The 19,550-nt window shown below is 46.1% G+C and carries 21 protein-coding genes; 6 read left to right on the forward strand and 15 right to left on the reverse strand.

What is annotated here, in order from left to right:
- Positions 1-2 precede the first annotated feature (2 nt).
- The 10 genes from GWO68_RS02725 to pdhA form a co-directional block, all read right to left on the reverse strand.
- Positions 3-161: a hypothetical protein gene (locus GWO68_RS02725; RefSeq protein ID WP_162344878.1), complete on the reverse strand. Its 159-nt coding sequence runs from the start codon at positions 159-161 to the stop codon at positions 3-5.
- A 14-nt stretch (positions 162-175) separates the two neighbouring features.
- Positions 176-766 (reverse strand): LPS export ABC transporter periplasmic protein LptC, encoded by a 591-nt coding sequence (gene lptC, locus GWO68_RS02730; RefSeq protein ID WP_235941915.1) that lies wholly within the window; start codon positions 764-766, stop codon positions 176-178.
- 81 nt (positions 767-847) lie between these two features.
- Positions 848-2,134 (reverse strand): OmpP1/FadL family transporter, encoded by a 1,287-nt coding sequence (locus GWO68_RS02735; RefSeq protein WP_162344879.1) that lies wholly within the window; start codon positions 2,132-2,134, stop codon positions 848-850.
- The gene (locus GWO68_RS02740; protein ID WP_162344880.1) at positions 2,127-2,846 is read right to left on the reverse strand and encodes a type III pantothenate kinase; all 720 of its coding nucleotides are present in this window, start codon (positions 2,844-2,846) and stop codon (positions 2,127-2,129) included. Before GWO68_RS02740 ends, GWO68_RS02735 begins: the two co-directional genes overlap by 8 nt.
- A gap of 5 nt (positions 2,847-2,851) precedes the next feature.
- Positions 2,852-4,600 carry a pseudouridine synthase gene (locus tag GWO68_RS02745; RefSeq protein ID WP_162344881.1) on the reverse strand — a complete coding sequence of 583 codons (1,749 nt, stop codon included), beginning with the start codon at positions 4,598-4,600 and terminating at the stop codon, positions 2,852-2,854.
- Positions 4,601-4,684: 84 nt separating this feature from the next.
- Complete coding sequence (gene scpB / locus GWO68_RS02750; protein WP_162344882.1) at positions 4,685-5,245, reverse strand: SMC-Scp complex subunit ScpB; 561 nt, start codon at positions 5,243-5,245, stop codon at positions 4,685-4,687.
- Between the two features lie 12 nt (positions 5,246-5,257).
- Positions 5,258-5,647 carry a TraR/DksA family transcriptional regulator gene (locus GWO68_RS02755; protein WP_162344883.1) on the reverse strand — a complete coding sequence of 130 codons (390 nt, stop codon included), beginning with the start codon at positions 5,645-5,647 and terminating at the stop codon, positions 5,258-5,260.
- A 294-nt stretch (positions 5,648-5,941) separates the two neighbouring features.
- A complete protein-coding gene (gene ribH, locus GWO68_RS02760) occupies positions 5,942-6,418 on the reverse strand; it encodes a 6,7-dimethyl-8-ribityllumazine synthase (protein WP_162344884.1) in 477 nt (158 codons plus the stop codon).
- Positions 6,419-6,602: 184 nt separating this feature from the next.
- Positions 6,603-7,316, reverse strand: a complete 714-nt coding sequence (locus GWO68_RS02765) for a tetratricopeptide repeat protein (RefSeq protein ID WP_162344885.1) — start codon at positions 7,314-7,316, stop codon at positions 6,603-6,605.
- A gap of 115 nt (positions 7,317-7,431) precedes the next feature.
- On the reverse strand, positions 7,432-8,475 hold the full coding sequence (gene pdhA, locus GWO68_RS02770; RefSeq protein WP_162344886.1) for a pyruvate dehydrogenase (acetyl-transferring) E1 component subunit alpha: 1,044 nt from the start codon (positions 8,473-8,475) through the stop codon (positions 7,432-7,434).
- 128 nt (positions 8,476-8,603) lie between these two features.
- Here pdhA and recF point away from each other — a divergent pair, with 128 nt between their 5' ends.
- Positions 8,604-9,716, forward strand: a complete 1,113-nt coding sequence (recF, locus tag GWO68_RS02775) for a DNA replication/repair protein RecF (protein WP_162344887.1) — start codon at positions 8,604-8,606, stop codon at positions 9,714-9,716.
- A gap of 44 nt (positions 9,717-9,760) precedes the next feature.
- Positions 9,761-10,210: a hypothetical protein gene (locus tag GWO68_RS02780; protein WP_162344888.1), complete on the forward strand. Its 450-nt coding sequence runs from the start codon at positions 9,761-9,763 to the stop codon at positions 10,208-10,210.
- A 78-nt stretch (positions 10,211-10,288) separates the two neighbouring features.
- Here the strand turns inward: GWO68_RS02780 and GWO68_RS02785 are convergent, their stop codons facing one another.
- Entirely contained in the window at positions 10,289-10,801 is a 513-nt protein-coding gene (locus GWO68_RS02785; protein ID WP_162344889.1) for a DUF488 domain-containing protein, read from the reverse strand.
- A gap of 120 nt (positions 10,802-10,921) precedes the next feature.
- Between GWO68_RS02785 and GWO68_RS02790 the strand changes: the two genes are divergently transcribed.
- The 3 genes from GWO68_RS02790 to GWO68_RS02800 all read left to right on the forward strand — a co-directional run bounded on the left by GWO68_RS02790 (position 10,922) and on the right by GWO68_RS02800 (position 13,630).
- The gene (locus tag GWO68_RS02790; RefSeq protein WP_162344890.1) at positions 10,922-11,245 is read left to right on the forward strand and encodes a DUF721 domain-containing protein; all 324 of its coding nucleotides are present in this window, start codon (positions 10,922-10,924) and stop codon (positions 11,243-11,245) included.
- A 303-nt stretch (positions 11,246-11,548) separates the two neighbouring features.
- A complete protein-coding gene (locus GWO68_RS02795) occupies positions 11,549-12,109 on the forward strand; it encodes an acyl-CoA thioesterase (protein WP_162344891.1) in 561 nt (186 codons plus the stop codon).
- Positions 12,110-12,247: 138 nt separating this feature from the next.
- On the forward strand, positions 12,248-13,630 hold the full coding sequence (locus tag GWO68_RS02800) for a M20/M25/M40 family metallo-hydrolase (protein ID WP_162344892.1): 1,383 nt from the start codon (positions 12,248-12,250) through the stop codon (positions 13,628-13,630).
- Between the two features lie 127 nt (positions 13,631-13,757).
- Here the strand turns inward: GWO68_RS02800 and GWO68_RS02805 are convergent, their stop codons facing one another.
- The 4 genes from GWO68_RS02805 to GWO68_RS02820 form a co-directional block, all read right to left on the reverse strand.
- A complete protein-coding gene (locus GWO68_RS02805; protein WP_162344893.1) occupies positions 13,758-14,483 on the reverse strand; it encodes a head GIN domain-containing protein in 726 nt (241 codons plus the stop codon).
- 390 nt (positions 14,484-14,873) lie between these two features.
- Entirely contained in the window at positions 14,874-15,224 is a 351-nt protein-coding gene (locus GWO68_RS02810) for a magnesium citrate secondary transporter (protein WP_202923649.1), read from the reverse strand.
- Position 15,225: 1 nt separating this feature from the next.
- Positions 15,226-15,420 (reverse strand): zinc-ribbon domain-containing protein, encoded by a 195-nt coding sequence (locus GWO68_RS02815; RefSeq protein ID WP_162344894.1) that lies wholly within the window; start codon positions 15,418-15,420, stop codon positions 15,226-15,228.
- A 13-nt stretch (positions 15,421-15,433) separates the two neighbouring features.
- Positions 15,434-17,029 carry a rhomboid family intramembrane serine protease gene (locus GWO68_RS02820; RefSeq protein WP_235941916.1) on the reverse strand — a complete coding sequence of 532 codons (1,596 nt, stop codon included), beginning with the start codon at positions 17,027-17,029 and terminating at the stop codon, positions 15,434-15,436.
- Between the two features lie 629 nt (positions 17,030-17,658).
- On the opposite strand from GWO68_RS02820, the gene GWO68_RS02825 reads away from it, so the two are divergent.
- Complete coding sequence (locus GWO68_RS02825) at positions 17,659-19,512, forward strand: ABC transporter ATP-binding protein (protein WP_162344895.1); 1,854 nt, start codon at positions 17,659-17,661, stop codon at positions 19,510-19,512.
- Positions 19,513-19,550 lie beyond the last annotated feature (38 nt).

Raw genomic sequence — 19,550 nt, forward strand, 5'->3', positions numbered from 1 at the left:
CTTCAGGACTTCAGATTCTTTTTGCGATGCCTGTAAACTATAAAAAGCACCAGCGCGATCATGAATATCCAGTAGTTTCCGGCAATATCCTTATCTTCTATACTGCGGTGTATGCCTATAACAATGGTCACGAAAGCCAGTGATAATAAAATGGTATTCAAAAGTTTTTGGTTCATTACTCTTCCAGGTCAAATGCACCTGTTATTTTCTGTATGGTATAGTTCTCGAAATTCTGGTCGGAGCGCAGGCCTTGCCCGGTAACCACGCGGTTAGGGGTCGTGATCTTTACAAACTTATCGGTATAGATCTTGCGGCGGCGCCTGTCCCAGTATAGTTCCTCGGTTTCCAGTTTCTCGCCTTTTGCAATGTTATGCACTTGTACATCGCCCCGGGCATAGTATATTTCGCGGCCTTTGTCCTGCTTGCCATAGTTGGCGCGCATAGTTGAGGTAACCTGGCCAGCCTGCTGAAAGAACTCTACATAAAACCCTTTCGGAAACACGCCATCGCCATCCTGAAACTCCTGTTGCACGGGTGCTTTCAGGCGTATCATTAGCTTAGCCGAATCGCTGTAAAGTGTAAATACATCTTTGTTCTCGATTACGGGCCCAGTATACTTTACTTCCTTGTCGGGGTCTTTCAGTTCCTGCTGGCAGCCAAACCCAACTATAGCTATAGTTGCCAGCAACATATGTACCCACGCTTTTATCTTCATCTCCGGAAATATGGTTTCTGTGAATTTAGCAATTTTTATGTGATTGTGCATACCCCTTGTTTACGTAAGCCTATAATACAAGAAAGGCCGCTTTACAACGGCCTTCTCTGTTATAGCTATACTATAAAATGCTTACTCCAGCCTGCGCTTTATAAACCAGCGGCTGTTTACGGTTACCCCAACACTAAACTGGAAATATTTTTCCTGCACCAGGCCATTATCGGTTGTGCCACGCAAACCATAGCCAAAGGCAGTGTTAAGCTGGTACATATCGTAAATGGTAGAGCGCCCAAATGGCAACGTAGCACCTATCGTTATACCTTTGTCTTTTATTTGTTCGTTGTTAAACTCGTATGGTGTATTGCCATAGTATAAACCGGCACGATACGTTATGCGCTCAAAATAATTGCCCACCGAATTTGCATCCGGAGTATATTCTGCACCTACACTTGCGCGGTAGCTGTCAACCAGTTCCTGCTCGTCGGTAAAGTTTTTAAAGCCCGACCATTTTTGGGTGTAATAATCGGCAGCAAAAGTCAGGTTAGAGCCATTGTCTATACTAATGCCGGCACTAAAGCTGGATGGTATATTTACATCGCCTTTTGCATCAACGGCATACAGGCTATCCTCTATTACCTGCCCAAAAGCGCTGCGGCGTTCAAAACCACCATTGCGTTCTGCATTCAGATCAGTTTTAAAGGTGTATACCGCACCGGCACTTACAAATAACTTATCAGCAAATTTCTTACGGTAGTTGGCACCAGCCCTGAAAAGCAGGTCGTTGTATCTTGTTTTCTCGCTATACACTACCTGCTCTGTAAAAGAGTTAGGTATTTCGGTATCGTTAATAGAGGTGGCAGACTCTTTTGTGATGCGGCCAAATAGGTAAGATGCGCTTGCACCTATCGTTAGGCCAGAAGTTATTTTTACGCCGTGCCCAAAGTATAGCTCTGAAATGCTGCCTTCGCCTTTGTAAGCTTCTGTTGCTGTTGCCTGCGGGTTTAGACGGGACGTAGTTGTTACATCATACGACACATCGGAGTACGGGCGCAGGCTAAGGGCCGAGGTCCAGAATTTTGCTATAGGCACCGAAAGGGAAACCGTGGAGAGGTTTGCCGTACCATTGGTCTGCGATTTTGTAGCGTTTTGCAGCGTTTTTATCTGTCCGCCAACTCCTATTTCAAAAGCTGTAAGGCTGTTGTAATACAGCAACGATGGGTTTGCTGTATTTATCTGGTAGCTGTTACCCGCTGCTATACCTGTGCTGGCCATACCTGCATTCCGGATATTGCCTGTGTTATAGTTGTACTCGCCTAAGCCGTAGCGTGAATATGGAGCATTGCCTATCGTCTGTGCCTGTGCCCCATACGAAAAGCAAAGTACAGCAGCGCAAACCAGGGCGCGAAGTGTTTTATACATTATACGTCAAAATTCTGTGAAGCCCGATCAAGACTAATTCAGGAATTACAAAGATGCGTCCTTTTAAGTTACTTTCAAAAAATCCTGCGTCGCCACCGCAAAGTATAACCACCAAATCCGGCGCCTTTTCAGAATATAATTGTATAAGTCCGTTCAGTTCTGCTACAGTGCCCGCTAAAACACCACTCAAAATAGATTCTTCTGTAGTCTGGCCGGTAAGTGGAAATTTATCAGGAATTTGGTCTATTAACGGCAGCCTTTGGGTAAAAGTATGCAGCGCTTTAAATTTCATGCGCAGGCCCGGTGCAATGCCACCGCCCATATAACTTCCGTCTGCAGTTATAAACTCGTGTGTTAAAGCTGTGCCAGCATCAAATACCAGGCAATGCTTTCCCGGGAAAAAATAATGTGCCCCTACTGCTGCTGCAATCCTATCAGCGCCCAGCGTTTGCGGGTTTTTATAGTTGTTTAAAACAGGCAAGGCTGTCTGCGCCGATAACATGATGGTGTTACCGGTTACAGACAGCCTTGTAGTATAGTTTGTAGCATCAGCGGCTACGCTGGCAACTATGGCATCTTCAAAAGTATGGTTAGTTATCTCTGCCGGGATGTTTTCCAATCCCTGGAAATAGCCCTGTTTGATAAGGTTACTTCCTTCGAAGATGCCATACTTGGTGCCTGTGTTGCCTACGTCTACCGCAATGCGCTGCATAATTCTTACATAAAGTATTTCAGACGGATAAGCTCTTTCTCAGAAAGATAGCGCCAGTTGCCGCGCGGCAGGTCTTTTTTGGTTAAACCCGCATACTGCACTCTGTCCAGCGTTACTACTTCGTAGCCCAGGTGTTCGAATATACGACGTACAATGCGGTTGCGGCCAATGTGTATCTCCAGACCCAGGAACTTTCCAGTATCACCGATCAAAGCCACATCATCCACTTCTGCTTTGCCATCTTCTAATTCCAAACCTTCCGCTACTTTCAGGAAGTCTTCTTTTGTAATTGGCTTATCCAGTTCTACCTGGTAAATCTTTTTCACGCCGTTTGATGGGTGTGTCAGTTTCTGAGCCAGTTCGCCATCGTTCGTGAAAAGTAACAAGCCAGTTGTGTTTCTATCCAGTCGGCCAACCGGGAAAATGCGTTCTTTCGATGCTTTCTCTACCAGGGTCATTACTGTTTTGCGGCCTTCCGGGTCGTCTGTGGTTGTCAGGAAATCTTTTGGCTTGTTAAGCAGTACATACACCAGTTTCTCGCGGTTCAGCAGCTTTTTGCCATACTGCACTGTGTCTTCCGGACGAACTTTAAAGCCCATTTCGGTTACCACTTCACCATTCACTTTAATTTCACCAGACTCGATCAGGGTATCGGCTTCGCGACGGGAACACACACCTGCGTTGGCGATATAACGGTTCAAACGGATTGTTCCGTCATCTTCGCCTTCCTCCTTGCGGTTGCTTTTCTTGATGCGCGGGTTATTCTCGTAATGCTTGGTGTTGTAAGTAGGCGTTTCCGGATCACCGAAGTCCTCACGGTTAGAGTAGCTGGTTCTGCGGTCTTTGTTGCCAAACTTTGAATTACGATCTGATTTGAAAGGCTTTCTGTCGGAGTTAAAGCTACGCTCGCCACCTCTTGCAGGTCTGTCTTCGCGGTTACCGTTTCTGTCAGAGTCGAATGAACGGCGCTCTCTGCCTTCGTTTCTGTCTGAACTATAGTTACGGCGCTCGCCTCTTTCTTCACGGTTAAATGATTTTCTTTCACCACGGTCAGTATTAAATGAGCGACGTTCGCCTCTGTCTTCACCACCTCTTCTTTCATCGCGTCTGTCGCTGTTGAAAGAGCGGCGCTCTCCGCCTTCACGCTTGTCGCCAAACGATCTGCGTTCTCCACCTTCTCTCCTATCGCCGTAAGGCTTACGCTCACTACGGTCCGAATCAAAAGAGCGACGTTCACCACCTTCTCTTCTATCTGAATTAAAGGTGCGTTTTTCGCCTTCTTCGCGTCTTGGGGCAAAGCTACGGCGCTCACCTCCTTCTTCGGATGAACGACGATCGGCCCTGTTAGGACGGTCAGCGTTAAATCTTCTTTCACCACCCTCACGACGGTCGTTGCCAAAAGAGCGGCGTTCGCCACCTCTGTTGTCATCGCGTCTGTCTGAGTTAAATGTTCTGCGCTCGCCGCCTTCGCGTCGGTCGTCTCTGCGGTCAGAGCTATAGTTGCGTCTTTCGCTGCCTTCACGACGGTCACCGAACGATCTGCGTTCTCCACCTTCTTTGCGGTCGCCGTAAGGTTTGCGCTCTCCACGGTCAGAGCCGAATGAACGGCGTTCGCCACCTTCGTTTTTATCTCTTCTGTTAAAGATTTTCTTCTCGCCGCGGTCGTTGTTTGGTCTGTCAGAATAATTTCTGCCAGTATCTCTGCGTCCTGCTCCGTCGTTGTCGCGCGCAGGTCTTTCGTTATCTCTTGCCATTGTTATTGTGTTACTCGATGCAGTATCGCTACTGTACCTTTATGTGCAGTATAATTGAATTTGTATTACTCTTGTGTGGGTTCGCTAATCTGCAATTTCGCCAATTACGTTTTCTTCGGTAGCGAAATCTTTTAGCTGTGGGAGGTCTTTAATGTGGTTGATACCGAAGTAGTCCATAAACTTCTGCGAAGTACCGTAAAGTACCGGCCTTCCTATAGTATCTGCTTTTCCTTTAATTTCGATCAGCTCTTTTTCCAGCAGTTTCTGGACGGCATAATCGCAGCCTACGCCACGTATCTGCTCCATTGCCGAACGGGTTATAGGTTGTTTGTAGGCAATAATTGCCAGCGTCTCGAGTGCAGACGCTGACAATTTTTTCTTTGATTTCTGTTTCAGGTAAACACTTACCGTATCCTGGTACTCTGGTTTGGTAAGGAACTGGTAACCGCCCCCGATCGCGTAGATCTGGAAGGCAAAACCGGTCTCGTTCAGCTGTTCATTTATAGCCTCAATACTTTCGAGCACATCACCAACAGCAATTTCCATTTGCAGCGCCTCCGTAAGGCAACGCTGAATTTCCTCTATGCTGATAGGGGATTGCGCACAGAAAACCAGTGCTTGTATATGATGCTGTAAGATATTCAAGAAGTAAAAGTTCTAGTCGTTACGCTGTAGTTTAGCTTCGATAGTATGTTGTGTGTGCGGCACGGCGCGCAGTCTCTCTTTCGGGATAAGCTTGCCAGTAACGATACAAACGCCGTAAGTACCGTTTTTAATACGGATAAGCGCATTCTCCAACTGCTGGATAAACTTCATCTGGCGGGATGCCAACTGGTTTAAGCTTTCCTTTTCGGCCGTATCAGCACCATCTTCCAATACTTTTGTAGGCGATGCGGTGTTATCTGTACCGGTATCGTTGCGGCGGCTAAGGGTTTCTTTTATAAAAGTTACCTCTTTTTTCGCGTTCGTCAGCTTCTCAAGGATGATGTTTTCGAATTCCTGTAGGTCTTCTTTCGAGTAGCGCTGTTTTTCTTCGTTCGTATTCATCGTATCGTATAAATATACTTGCTTGGGGTTCGTTTTTATAGTTGCTCTTTACTCGCCAAGTAAGCTTATAGTATAAAGCATATTTTAGTAAAATTCGTGCAAAAATAGTAGTATTATTTATTCTTTACTACCTATCCTCTCTTATTTAATGTTTTTTTAATGCACATTATCAGCGGCTTCCATTAAAATTGCACGCTTTTTAAGTATAAATACGGAGCGCATTAATGTTTAAACCTTAACTACAAAAACCGCTCCATAGCTGCACCGCAACCTTAAGGCGGGCTGCAACTATAGTTAGAAGCTTAGCATATGGATAACGGCTGCCGCAGCCTCTACTCCTTTGTTGCCGTGTTTGCCACCAGCTCTGTCCAGTGCCTGCTCCAGGTTATTGGTCGTTACCAGGCCAAAAGCTACCGGCTTGTTATACTTCAGCGATACATTGGTTAGTCCGTTTGCCACTGCGTGGTTAATGTAATCGTCGTGCTTGGTATCTCCTTTAATTACCACACCTATACAGATTACGGCATCAATCTCTTCGTGCTGCGCTAAAAACTGGGCCCCTAAGGTAAGCTCGAAACTGCCTGGCACGGTGTTGCGGAAGATGTTCTCTTTCTGAGCGCCATGCTTCAACAGTGTTTCGATAGCGCCATTGCTCAGGGCATCGGTAATGTCTTTGTGCCACTCGGCCACTACGATGCCGAATTTCTTATCAGACATATCCGCAAAAGTAGCGGTGTTGTACTCGTTCAGATTTTTTAAAGCTGTTGCCATCTTTAATTTCGTTGTTCGTTACTCGTTATTCGTTGACCGGTTTTTCAGTTCCGATAATTTCTGCTTCTTCTACAACTATAGTTTATAGTAAACTATAGTTTGAGGTCGGCTTAAAAACAGAAGCGCTTTTGCCTTATAAGTAAAGACAAAAGCGCTTTTATAGTTTATACTCGGGCGTTACCGATTAGTTTGCGCCTCCTGCAAGTGCCTCAGCACGAGCTTTGTATTTTTTAGCGTCGTTCAGTTCAGCTGCTGTTACGTAGCCTGTTACAATTTTGTCGTAAGCCTCGGCAGCTGCCTTATAGTTGTTATCAGCTTCGTAAGCGATACCAGCTTTCATGATGTACTGTGGCGAAAAGAACGGGTTAGCGTTGTGGTTAGCAGCCTTCATGTACTGGTCAGCAGCTTCTTTATTTTTACCTTGTTCTAACAGTGCATCGCCAATTAAACTATAAGCACGCGCCTGCAGCAGGTAATCATCAGACTCAAACTCTTCCAGGTGCTGCTGTGCCTCAGCAAATTTACCAGTTTTTAAAAGGGCTACACCCGCGTAGAAATTAGCCAGGTTAGCAGCATCAGTTCCGCTATACTCGTCAGCTATTGCTAAAAAGCCTTTATACTGTCCGTCGCCGTTAAGGGCTTTGTTCAGCGAATCAGCTTCGAAATAGTAAGTAGCCTGGAACATAGCTTCCTGGGCTTCCTGGTTCTGGGTAGTGCGGTGGTTAAAGTATAAAAAGCCTGCTACAACTATAGCGGCAATGGCGGCAAACACACCGAGCAAAATTGATTTGTTCTTCTTTACGAAATCATCCGTGTGCGATAAACGCTCTGCTAACGCATCCGGATTCTCAACCAGCTCTTCAAACTCGCTGTGCTTATTAACTGTTTCTTTTGCCATTGGTATTAATTGAATTAGAAATTCAAAAGTAGGAATTAAAAATTGGATTTAAATCTATGTCCGGTAATTTCGGAACACCAAATTTATAATTTTTAATTCCTAATTCTAAATTATTTTAGTCCATTACGTAAGGGTAGTCCGGCTCCACGTAAATATCTGTGTATAACTCAGATGGGTCCGGGTAAGGAGATTCTTCGGCAAATTTAACGGCATCCATTACTCTTGCCTTTATTTTCTCGTCTATCTGCTCCAGTTCTTCTTCGGTAGCCCAGCCGTTCTTCAGTATAACTGCAGCAACAGCTTCTATCGAGTCGCGACCTTTGTAATCTTCCAGCTCTTCTTTGGTTCTGTACTTGGCAGGGTCCGACATAGAGTGGCCTTTGTAGCGGTAAGTTCTGAACTCAAGCAAGGTAGGTCCTTCGCCGGCACGGGCACGCTCAGCAGCCTCAGCTACAGCAGTATGCACATTCTCAACGCTCATCGCATCAACCGGGAACGATGGCATATCATACGCAGAACCCAGTTTGTAAAGATCCTGCACGTTTGATGTACGCGATACCGAAGTACCCATAGCGTAACCGTTGTTCTCAATCACAAAGATTACAGGCAGTTTCCAGCTCATGGCCATGTTAAGCGCTTCGTGGAAAGCACCCTGACGCACCGCGCCATCGCCCATGTAGCAAATGCAAAGCTTGCCTGTCTTGTTATATTTCTCGGCAAATGCCAGACCTGCGCCTAGTGGCACCTGTCCGCCAACAATACCGTGGCCACCTACAAAGTTTACTTCCTTATCAAAAATGTGCATAGAACCACCCTTGCCTTTAGAGCAACCGGTAACTTTTGCAAACATTTCGGCCATTACTGCGCCCGGGTCAGTGCCCAGGGCAAGCGGGTGTGCGTGGTCGCGGTAAGCAGTTATCCACTTATCGCCTTTTTCGAGGGCGGTTACTGCACCGGCCACACAAGCCTCCTGGCCAATGTACAGGTGGCAGAAACCTTTAATTTTTTGCTGACCATATAACTGGCCTGTTTTTTCTTCGAAGCGGCGGATGAGTTTCATGTTCTCGAACCACCACATATAGGTTTCCTTTGAAAACTTTGGCTCAGCCTGTACCTTTGCTTTCGCCGATTTCGCGCTTGCCTTTTCTTTCGTAGCCATGGTAAAAATCTAATCTGGGTTTTATCCGTTGCATGCTCAGGTATAAAAACTACCTTGCATGGTGGGCGAAAAGGCCCGGAACGGGTTTAGCTGCGAAATTAAGGAAAAAGAAATCAATTATAAACTGAATGCTCCTCGAAAATCTAAGTCTGCTGTTTTTCAAGAACTACGACGATGCCACGCTGGCTTTTTCGGAGCACATAAACTGCTTTATTGGCGACAACGGGAGCGGTAAAACCAACCTTCTGGATGCCATACATTACCTCTCGCTTACCAAAAGTGCCTTTATCAGCTCTGATGCGCAAAGTATAAAGCAGGGCGAAGACTTTTTTATGGTGAAAGGCCGGTTTATTGTTGATGACACCAAGCACACCGTGCAGGTAAGCCTGAAACAGGGCCAGAAAAAGACGGTTACGCACAACAAGGTGGTGTATGAAAAGATGAGCGAGCACATAGGCCGCTTCCCGGTGGTACTGATTTCGCCTTATGACACCGACCTGATACGCGAAGGCAGCGAAGAGCGCCGCAAGTATTTCGACAGCCTGATCTCGCAGCTGGACCATACGTACCTGGAAACGCTTATTCAATTCAACTATATTCTGAAGCAACGTAACTCGCTGCTAAAGCAGTTTGCCGAGCGCAACTACTACGACCGCGATTACCTGCACATACTTAACGAGCAGCTTGTACCGCTGGGCCAGCAACTGGCGCAGGAACGCGAAAAGTTTCTGGAAATGTTTGTGCCGGTCTTTCAGAAGCATTACCGCCACATTTCCGACAGTTCCGAAACCGTTACCTTAACCTATAAAAGTCAGCTGTTAGGTTCTGATTTTGCCCAGCAACTACTGCAGCACGAGCGCAAGGATATGGCGCTGCAACGCACAACTATAGGCCCACATAAGGATGACTTCGTGTTTTTGATGGATGGCAACCCCGTGAAGCATTTTGGCTCGCAGGGTCAGCAGAAAAGCTATGTAATTGCTCTTAAGTTGGCGCATTTTGAAGTAATGGCCGAACGCCAGCATCACAAACCCCTGCTGCTTTTAGATGACATCTTCGACCGCCTCGACGAAAAGCGCATCACCAAGCTCATGCAAATGGTAGCCGCCCATACTTTCGGCCAGATATTTTTAACCGATACCCACCTCGACAGAACCGACAAAATACTAGAAGGCCTCTCCGAAAGTATCCGTAGATTTGATGTGAAGGATGGGGTGGTTAAGGTGATTGCTGACGGTTAAATTGTTTACCTGGTAAAAAAGAATCAACAGCAGACAAAGGTTAAATGGATACACAACTAGTAGATAGAGTAGAGACTAGAAGAGCTGAAAAAATGAGTAAGCTATTTCTTTATATTGGAATAGCTCTTATCTCTATTTTAGTCTTGAAACTATACTTTGGGCAAAACAACTTTGACTCAAGAAGATTTTGGCTGGATCTTTTACCTATGCTTCTCCCAATTTACCTTATGATAGTAGGCTATAAGGGACTAAAAAAGAGAATTGGACAATTTATTGAATGGCAGAAGTCTCAAATATTTTATAGACTTGGCGAGGATTCTTTTGAACAATCTATACCAGTAAATTCAATAACGGGAATAAACATTGAATTGGAGAACATTAAGGTAATGACAACTGAGGGCGAGCATAACCTTATCATTTCGGACTTTACTAACTATGAAACTATAAAACGCATTAAAAGCAATTTTGAAGCAATGAAGCTTAACATTGGCTAATAATCTCACGCCCTTCCAGATCTGTAAACCCAAAAGAGCAGTACCAGGCCAGTTACGCATTTATAAAAGTAGCGGTAACTATAGTTCGTGCGTCTGCAAATAAGCTGAAGTATAGGGATGTTCTTTGGCTACGCCTTCTTTCATAATGTGCATTACGACCCAGCCGGCTTCTTTCAGGTAATCCGAGATGATGGCCCGATGGCAGCGCCACCACACGGCTTCGGAGCACATATAAGCGGTGCGTTTTTGCAGGGCTGTTTCGGTTAAATCGGCAATTGCCTGCTTAAAGGCTTCTGTTTCTGCATAGTCGGCATATCCACGGAAAGACTCGCTTCGCCAGACAGTATTTTTGGAGTCCGGGTTTGGTTTGCGTCGGCCACCTAACTCTGTTTCGGGCATGTAGCTAATGCCGGCTTCGGGCAAATATGTCTGCAAAGCATCAACATTAAACTGTGGATATTTCCGGGACCCGGGATACCGGCGAACATCAGCCAGCACTTCTATCTCAAATGACTTAAGTGCTGCTACAAACTCTTCAGCGCTGAGTGTAGAGTGGCCGATGGTCCAGATGATGGGGTTATTTTGTGCCATTATAGTTTAACCGATAGTTGGGTTCGTCGTCAATTTTTCTCCTTATCTTTACTTGGGCAGCAGCAGTAATAGTTACAAACATGGGCTGCCAGCTTTTAATTACTATAGAATATCCATTACGTGCGCTACTACAAGAAGAAAGAAGAGATTGCAAAGCGAAAAGCCGGCACCCAAACGATAGGCGAAAGTATAAAAGGGCTTTTGCAAGCTTACCGCCTCGAAGGCAAACTGAATGAAGTAAACCTGGTGCAGCGCTGGGAGGAGATTATGGGCAAGCCAATCGCGCTGAAAACGCAGGAACTGTACTTTAGAGACCAGAAACTTTTCGTACGCCTGACTTCTGCCCCCCTTAAGCATGAACTTAACATGAGCAAAAGCAAGGTGGTGGAACTGCTTAATCGCGCCGCCGGCCACGAAGTGGTAAAGGAAGTAGTGTTTTTATAGTCTGAACCTGAATTAATGGGGATTGGTGGGATTTGATTGATTTTGTAGAGACGCAATACTTTGCGTCTTTTTTTGTCTGAATCAGGATTTACGGGATTTATAGATTTGCAGGATGCTTAAGACGTAGCAGCGTACACATCTCCTGCTAGCGCCTTACCTACTATAAAGCAAAAACACACCCCTGCCCCTCTCAAGAGGGGAATTTCGTTTACTGGTAAATCCTGTCCATCCTTTCAAATTCCGCAAATCCTGATTCAGACAAAAAAGGGATAGCTGCCGTATACTTGGGTCAAACTATAAACTATGACCGAACCTGCTTACCGACCTGTCTCCTACTCTCGCACTACACTTACCGAGCTCATGATTCCGAGCTACGCCAACTTTGGCGGTAAAATACATGGTGGTATTCTGCTGTCGTTGATGGATAAAGTGGCATATGCCTGTGCAGCCAAGCATGCTGGTAATTACTGTGTTACGGTTACCGTAGATGGTGTTCATTTTCTGCAGCCCGTGGAGGTTCAGGAACTGGTCTCGCTGATGGCATCGGTAAATTATGTAGGCAATACATCGCTGATGGTAGGTATAAAAGTAGTGGCTGAGAATGTAAAAACCGGATTGATAAAACACACCAACACCTCTTACTTTACCATGGTGGCCAAAGGCGAAGATAACAAGCCAACCCAGGTGCCCGGCCTCCTGCTGGAAAACCATGATGATACCCGTCGTTTTTTGGAAGCTATAAAGCGCCGCGAGCTGTCGCAACGCTACCAATCCGAATTTACTGAGGCCAAAACAATACTTTCGGTAGAGCAGGAACTTTATAAACTGCAAGGCGAGCGCTGCAAGCTGGCTTACGAGCTATAGTTACCAAAAAATGCCTGCGCCAGCCAGCCTGCTCATGTTAAGCTATAGTTTGGGCTCTTTTTAAACTATAGCCTCACAAGCCAGGTAATGCTTTTCTGATATTCTTAGTTATATTTAAGGTCTACACCTATACTTATTATGACCTTAAAACTTAACCTTACCCGCTTACTGGCTTTGCTAACTATAGCCAGCTTATATTTTACAACCATACCCGCCACTTCTGCGCAAACTATAGTTCGGCAGGACGACGAAATTAAGAAGATGGTAGACGAAATTTCTGCCGCTAACCTGGAAGCGTTGGTGCGTAAACTGGCTTCTTTTGAAACCCGCCACTCCCTGAGCACCATTAAAGACAAGAAAAAAGGTGTTGGCACTGCCCGCGAATGGGTAAAATCTGAATTTGAGAAATATGCAAAGGCATCCGGAGACCGTATGACCGTGGAACTGGATAAATACCAGGTAAAAGCTAACGGGCAGCGTATTCCGGAGGATGTGGAACTGGCTAACGTAATGGCGACCCTTAAAGGCACCGACCCTAACGATGACCGCGTGCTGATCATCAGCGGGCACATGGACTCGCGCAACACCGATGTGATGGATGCAAAAGGCAAAGCGCCAGGCGCTAACGACGATGGCTCGGGGGTAGCTGCTGTGATGGAACTGGCCCGCATTATGGCTTCGCGCCAGTTTCCGGCAACTATAGTTTTTGTAGCTGTAACCGGCGAAGAGCAAGGGCTGCTGGGTGCCCGCCACCTGGCCGAAAAAGCCAAAGCCCAGAACTGGAACCTGATCGCAATGCTGAATAACGACATGATCGGAAATTCATTCTCGAATGAAACAGAGCTGCGCAACAACATGCAGGTGCGTATTTTTAGCGAAGGCATACCAGCTGTTGAGACAGAAGAACAGGCCCGCATGCGCCGCTCTACCAACCGCGAAAACGACAGCGAAAGCCGCCAGCTGGCCCGCTACATGAAAGAAACCGGCGAACGCTACGTGGACCAACTGGAAGTGAAACTGGTGTACCGCAACGACCGTTTCCTGCGTGGCGGCGACCACACGCCTTTTAGCCAGAATGGTTTCGCGGCCATACGTGTTTGCGAAATGAACGAGAACTATAACCACCAGCACCAGGACGTGCGCGTAGAAAATGGCGTGCAGTACGGCGACCTGCCCGAGTTTATAGATTATGAGTACATGCGCAAAAATGCGGCACTTAACCTGGCATCGCTTGCAAACCTGGCCTGGGCACCCTATGCCCCAACCAACGTAGGCGTAAACATCAAAAACCTGACAAACAAAACCGACCTGCAATGGGAAGCCCCTGCCAAAGGCAAGAAACCGGCTGGCTACTATGTACTGATGCGCGAAACCAGCAGTCCTGTCTGGGAAAAGAAGTTTTTTGTGAAAGACACCAAGGTTGCCCTGCCTTATTCTAAAGACAATTACTTTTTCGCCGTACAGTCCGTTGATGCCGAAGGCCACGAAAGCCTGGCGGTGTTCCCGGTGCCGGTACGCTAGCTATAGCTATGCATTAAAAAAGGCTGGTGCTATAGTTTAGCATCAGCCTTTTCTATTTTACTGCATCGGCAGGTATAAAAAAAGCAGCCATAACAGGCTGCTCTTTAAGGGTGTGGTTATATGCTTTTTATAGTTTGGATATTTTGCTTAACGTAGAAGTTTCAGCCTGTATTTTTGGAGAACCTGCATAAGCTATAGTTGACGGTCCGTTTGCATCTATAGTTAAAGTTTCGGAGGCAAATACTTTTACTTTGCTGGCGCCGCTGGCACTAACTTTAACAGCTTTAGCTTTTAGCTCGTGGGTATCAATGTTCGAGGCACCGGCCATATCCAGTTCCACTTCATCGGCACGGCCGGTCAGTGTTACTTTGCTGGCTCCACTCATATCGGCATCCAGTTTTTTCACATCCAGGGCCAGCGATACGTTGGTTCCTCCGCTCAGGTCCATTTCAAAAGTTTCAGCCTTAAACGTAGATAAACCTACCACTTTTACACCGCCACTTATTTTAAGCGCGTTTAACTGATCTACAGTAACATAGGCTTTTATACCTTTCCGGGTATTAATGCTTCCTTCGGTGTACAGGTACAGCATGCCATTTTTTACTTCTGATCTGATGTTATTCATCAGGTTTTCCTCAGCTTCAATTTTCAGCTCTTCCTGCTTGCCTTGCTTTATTTCTATGGTAAAGCCACCGCTAACTTTTATGCCGCTAAAATCAGATACTTTGCGGGTTTGGGTTTGCAGGTTGCCGTTACCTTTTATTTGCTGGGCCCATGCATCGCCACCTAGCCCTAAAATAGCGAGTAATAACAGAAACACGATAGCTGCTGTGGAGGATGTAATGTTTCTCATAGTTTTATTTTGTGAGTTATAGTTAAAGTTTGATAGCCTTATTTGCTGAACCTGCTTAAGAGATGCAGTAATTCTGGAAAGGTTGCTTTGCCTCACAAAAAAATTTCAGAATGGCTATATAAGACAAACCGGGGGCTCTGTTAATCTATAGTTCCGTGTCTTCAACCTTGGGTTTCGTGCTGTTCATCTAATTTCCGGGTTGGTGCTTGTAACCAGCCTGTTAATCTTGCATCAAATGGTTAATTTTGTAGCAGGTAAAGTTTAATGCTACTGGCTTTGTAGTTATAGTTGCTCAAGCTTTCCGGAAGGTTTTAAAGTGAACGAGTGTTGTTTGTTGTTTGCAGCGGCAGGTGCTATACGTAGTGCCTGCCGTTTTACTTTTGCGGTGGGCTATAGGGGCCTGTTTATTAACACCTGAAATACCACCACGCCAACACTATAACACAGCACATCTACCGCATCCGGAGTATAAACAGGCGAAAACAGAGGCAATATTACTTCGAAGTAAATACTGACCAACACAGCCGCTACCAAACTATACCGCAGGGGTAACACAAAATAGTTATTGCTGAAGTATAGCCGCTCTGTGGCCAGAGTTATAGTTAACACCAAGGGCATGCAAAGCAGGTCGTCGAGGTATTGGTAAAGCGGGCTTATAAAGATGTGTTGCCACTCCAGTAGCTGGTTAAGCCAGAAAAGCAGCAGGCAAGCTATAAACACCGGGTGAGCAAAGGTCCTCATTTTACACTGCTACCAACCCGATCAATAGCATCAGCGCGCCAAGTATGAGCAAAAATATTTCTGCCGGGTTCAGGCCTTTTAAACTATACCATTTTTTGGTGGGCAAAGGGGTATGGCAGCTGGTGCACACCGTAGTGCCGGCTGGCAACTGTACCCCGCACGCAGGACAGATAACAGGTAGTGGTGCTTGTGTCAACGCTAAGCTATACTTACTTTTTAGTAGTGATCTGGATAACGCCGTTTGCGCCTTCGGCCCCGTAAAGTGCCTGCGCTTCTTTGCCTTTTAAAACGGTTATGCTTTCTATCTGTTCTTCATCCAGTCCTGTTATGGCCTCGGGTTCCTGGTCATCCGTCATGTAGCCTTTCTTTACGCCATCTATTACCAGAAGCGCTTTCAGAGGGGCAGCGTTGCTGTTTGGGGTAGCTATAGTTTCCGATGGGGCATCTTCAGGTACTTTTATGTCGGGCATTTCATACTCGTTCCGGAACCTGGTATCTACTACATCGCCTTCTTTGCCTTGCTGCAACGCCCTTGCATAGCCATCTATGGCGTATAATACCTGTTGTTGCTTAGGATTCATTAAAGGCCGGTTGTGTTTCAGGTCGTCGCGCAACATTTGGTACGATACTTTTCGGAGCCGCACGTAGTCTAGCAGTACCAGTACGCGATCTTTGTCTTTGCCCTGCACATCATCTATCGTTTCCAGCATTGTTTCGCTTTCGTCCCATAGTTGTATGCCAGCCTCCAATTGGGGCACAAACTCTGCCGCTTTAGCCTCATCCCCAACCTCGGAGAGTTTATAAAGTACCTGCATGGCCTGCTCCTCGTTCTGTGCAAACTGGTCTGATGTGTAGAGGTAGCGCAATTGCCCTTTAAAAGGCAGCAACACATAAATCAGCACTACAACTATAAGCCCTGCACCAGCGGTAAGGTAATTGCCAACCAAACTATAGTTTTGCGTTATCCGGCGTCCGGAACGCCACATCAGTACAGCGCCTAGTATAATTCCTGCTATCAGGCCGCCGGCATGTGCTGCATTATCTATCCCTCCTTTCATCCCAAACAGCAGATTTATGCCTATTACAAAGCCCAGGTTGGCCAGCATTGCCTTCTTTTCCTGCCAGGTTAGTTTCTGTTCCAGGGCCATCAGTGTCAGCAACAAGCCAAACATGCCAAAAATAGCACCCGATGCCCCTACGCCTACCCGTGTGCCATCCCACCAGATACTTAAAAGGCTACCCGACAGCCCGCATAAAATATAAGCGATCAGGAACGGGATGCGACCAATAAGCTGCTCCAGTTGTTGCCCCACACTTACCAAGGCAAACATGTTAAGCGCCAGGTGTATAATGCCCGCATGTATAAATGTACTGGTAAATAAACGCCACCACTGACCCGACAAAGTATAAGGCCCATAGTTGCCACCGACAGCAAATAACTGCCCTGCCTCCGGGTCTATAAAGCTAATACCGAGCAATAGCATCACTATAAACACAAACAGATTACTATTTAATAGTATAGGTGTAATGTAGTAGCCTTGCCTTGGTACAAAAGACTGCAGCATGCCTTTCAGTTTTTCGGCGGGTGTTTTTGGTCTGTTTTCGAGCTCTATTTTAGCATCGTAAACAGCTTGCGTGTATGCTTTTATTTCTTCCAGGTCGTGGGGTAGTTGCACATCGCGGGTCTGTAGTTCGGCTATCACGGCCAGTATGATTTCGGGCTCGTATTGTTCGCGCTCGTGTAATAGCGTTACTAATTGTTCGGTAGTAAGTGGTGCTACCTGGGCGGCAAAAGGGTTTTCCATGCAAAAGGCTTATAGTATAAAGGTAAGCAAGGCACAGATAAGCACAAAATACAGGGCAAAGCAGTTTTTCCCCAGCCCCTGTTTAGCCTACAGGCCATGTTATACAGCAGCATTGAGAAAATACTGATGTAAAAAATAACGGAACTATAGATTTGCCGGACTTAAACTATAATCTACTGAGTTATGAGGTGCGCAGAAAAATAAAATTTTGGGTCGAAAAGTGGCTCAGGAAGCTGTAAAGGTACTTTTCAAAAAAAATTAAAAAAATTTCGCCTGATCTCTTGCATTTAGAAATCAAGACGCATAATTTTGCACCCGAATTGAGAGAGACGGTTTATCGGAAAGCTAATATTGAAATAAAAATTTAGAGTTCCAAATTCCTCAATGATTTTTTTCGTGCGCGATAGATTATTTTTTGTGGCACACCAGAATTAAAGTTGAAAAATACCCTTCGGGGATAAAGATAAGGTTAGTTAAAGTTAGATTAGTTTAGTTTGTTTTAAGGTGAGAGAAGGCCCCAGTCATTTTGACGGGGCTTTTCTCATTTTAGGGGGTTTATAGTTTCGCGTTTAGATTAAAACACTTGTAACAGGGTAAACATAATCGGTTATAGTTGGTACTACCTATAGATGAAATTATTCAGAGACAGACCTGCTACTAAACCCAAGGCAGCCGACGATAAAAAGAGTTTTAAAGAACAGGTAGGCGCGCTGAAAAACCTGCCGAAGTTTTTCCGGTTGATCTGGGAGACCAGCCCCGCCATGACCATTGGTAACTTGGTGCTACGCCTAGTAAAATCAACGTTGCCACTCTCGATGCTATATGTTGGCAAGCTGATTATAGATGAAGTTATCAGGTTAATTGATGTAACCGGCGACCGCGACCTGAACTATTTGTGGCTATTGGTAGCTGCAGAATTGGGTTTGGCTATCGTTTCGGACCTCATAAACCGCGGCATTACCTTACTGGATAGTTTACTGGGTGATCTATTCTCTAACAAAACATCTATACAACTGATAGAACATGCCGCTACCCTGGACCTGACGCAGTTTGAAGACGCTACTTTTTACGATAAACTGGAACGGGCTCGCCGCCAAACGGTAACGCGCGTGGTACTTATGTCGCAGGTGTTGTCGCAGTTGCAGGATATAGTTACGATTGGTTTCCTGGCCGTTGGTTTGGTTGCGTTTAATCCATGGCTTATAGTTATACTTCTGATAGCGGTTATTCCTTCGTTCCTGGGCGAAACACATTTTAACGAGCGCACTTACTCTCTTTCCCGCTCCTGGACACCCGAGCGCCGCGAACTGGACTACCTACGCTACATTGGTGCTTCCGACGAAACAGCCAAAGAGATTAAAACCTTTAACTTGTCTGGTTTCCTGGCCGAGCGCTTCAAACTGTTATCTGATAAATATTACCTGCTCAACAAGAGCCTGATCATAAAACGAGCAGTGTGGGGTATTGCTTTGTCGGCGCTGGGTACGCTGGCTTATTACGGAGCGTATGTGTTTATACTTGCCCAAACTGTTACAGGAGCTATTACAGTGGGTAGCCTTACTTTTCTGGCAGGCTCGTTTAGTAACATGCGTGGGCTGTTGCAAGGCATTATGATGCGTTTCTCTCAAATTGCTGAGAGTGCTTTATACTTACAGGATCTGTTCGATTTCCTAGAGCTGAAACCCCAGATAACGCCGCCAACTAACCCGCTACCTGTTCCGAGACCAATACAGCAGGGTTTTACATTCGAGCAGGTTGGCTTTAAGTACCAGAATAGCGAACGATGGGCAGTAAGAAATTTGAGCTTCCATCTCAGGGCCGGCGAAAAACTGGCGTTGGTGGGCGAGAATGGTGCCGGTAAAACAACGTTGGTAAAGCTGTTAGCCAGGTTATATGAACCCACCGAAGGCAGGATACTACTAGATGGCGTGGATTTGCGCGAGTACGACCTGAACGACCTGCGCCACCAGGTAGGCATCATTTTCCAGGATTATGTGCGTTTCCAGATGTCGGCTTCTGATAACATTGCCATTGGCCAGATCAGTAACATCCGAGACACAGAGCGCATACAAGGTTCGGCACAAAAAAGCCTGGCCGACCCGGTTATTCAGCGGCTGCCCGATAAGTATGACCAGGTGCTGGGTAAGCGCTTTAACAAAGGGGTAGAATTATCGGGGGGCGAGTGGCAAAAAGTAGCTTTGGCCCGGGCTTACATGCGCGATGCGCAGCTGCTGATACTGGATGAGCCAACCTCTGCCCTTGATGCCCGCGCCGAACACGAAGTATTTATACGTTTCTCGGAACTTATCGCCGGTAAAACGGCAGTGCTTATTTCCCACCGCTTCTCTACGGTGCGTATGGCCGACCGAATCTTGTTTTTAGAGCAAGGCCAGCTAAAAGAGTTAGGCTCTCATGAAGAACTACTGGCACAAAATGGCAAATACGCAGAGCTGTTTAAACTTCAGGCAAAAGGGTATCTATAGTTGTTAATTGCCGGATTGTTTGCGGTCGGGTACTGGGG

It is taken from the genome of Pontibacter fetidus (assembly GCF_010119545.1).
Taxonomy (GTDB): Bacteria; Bacteroidota; Bacteroidia; order Cytophagales; family Hymenobacteraceae; genus Pontibacter; species Pontibacter fetidus.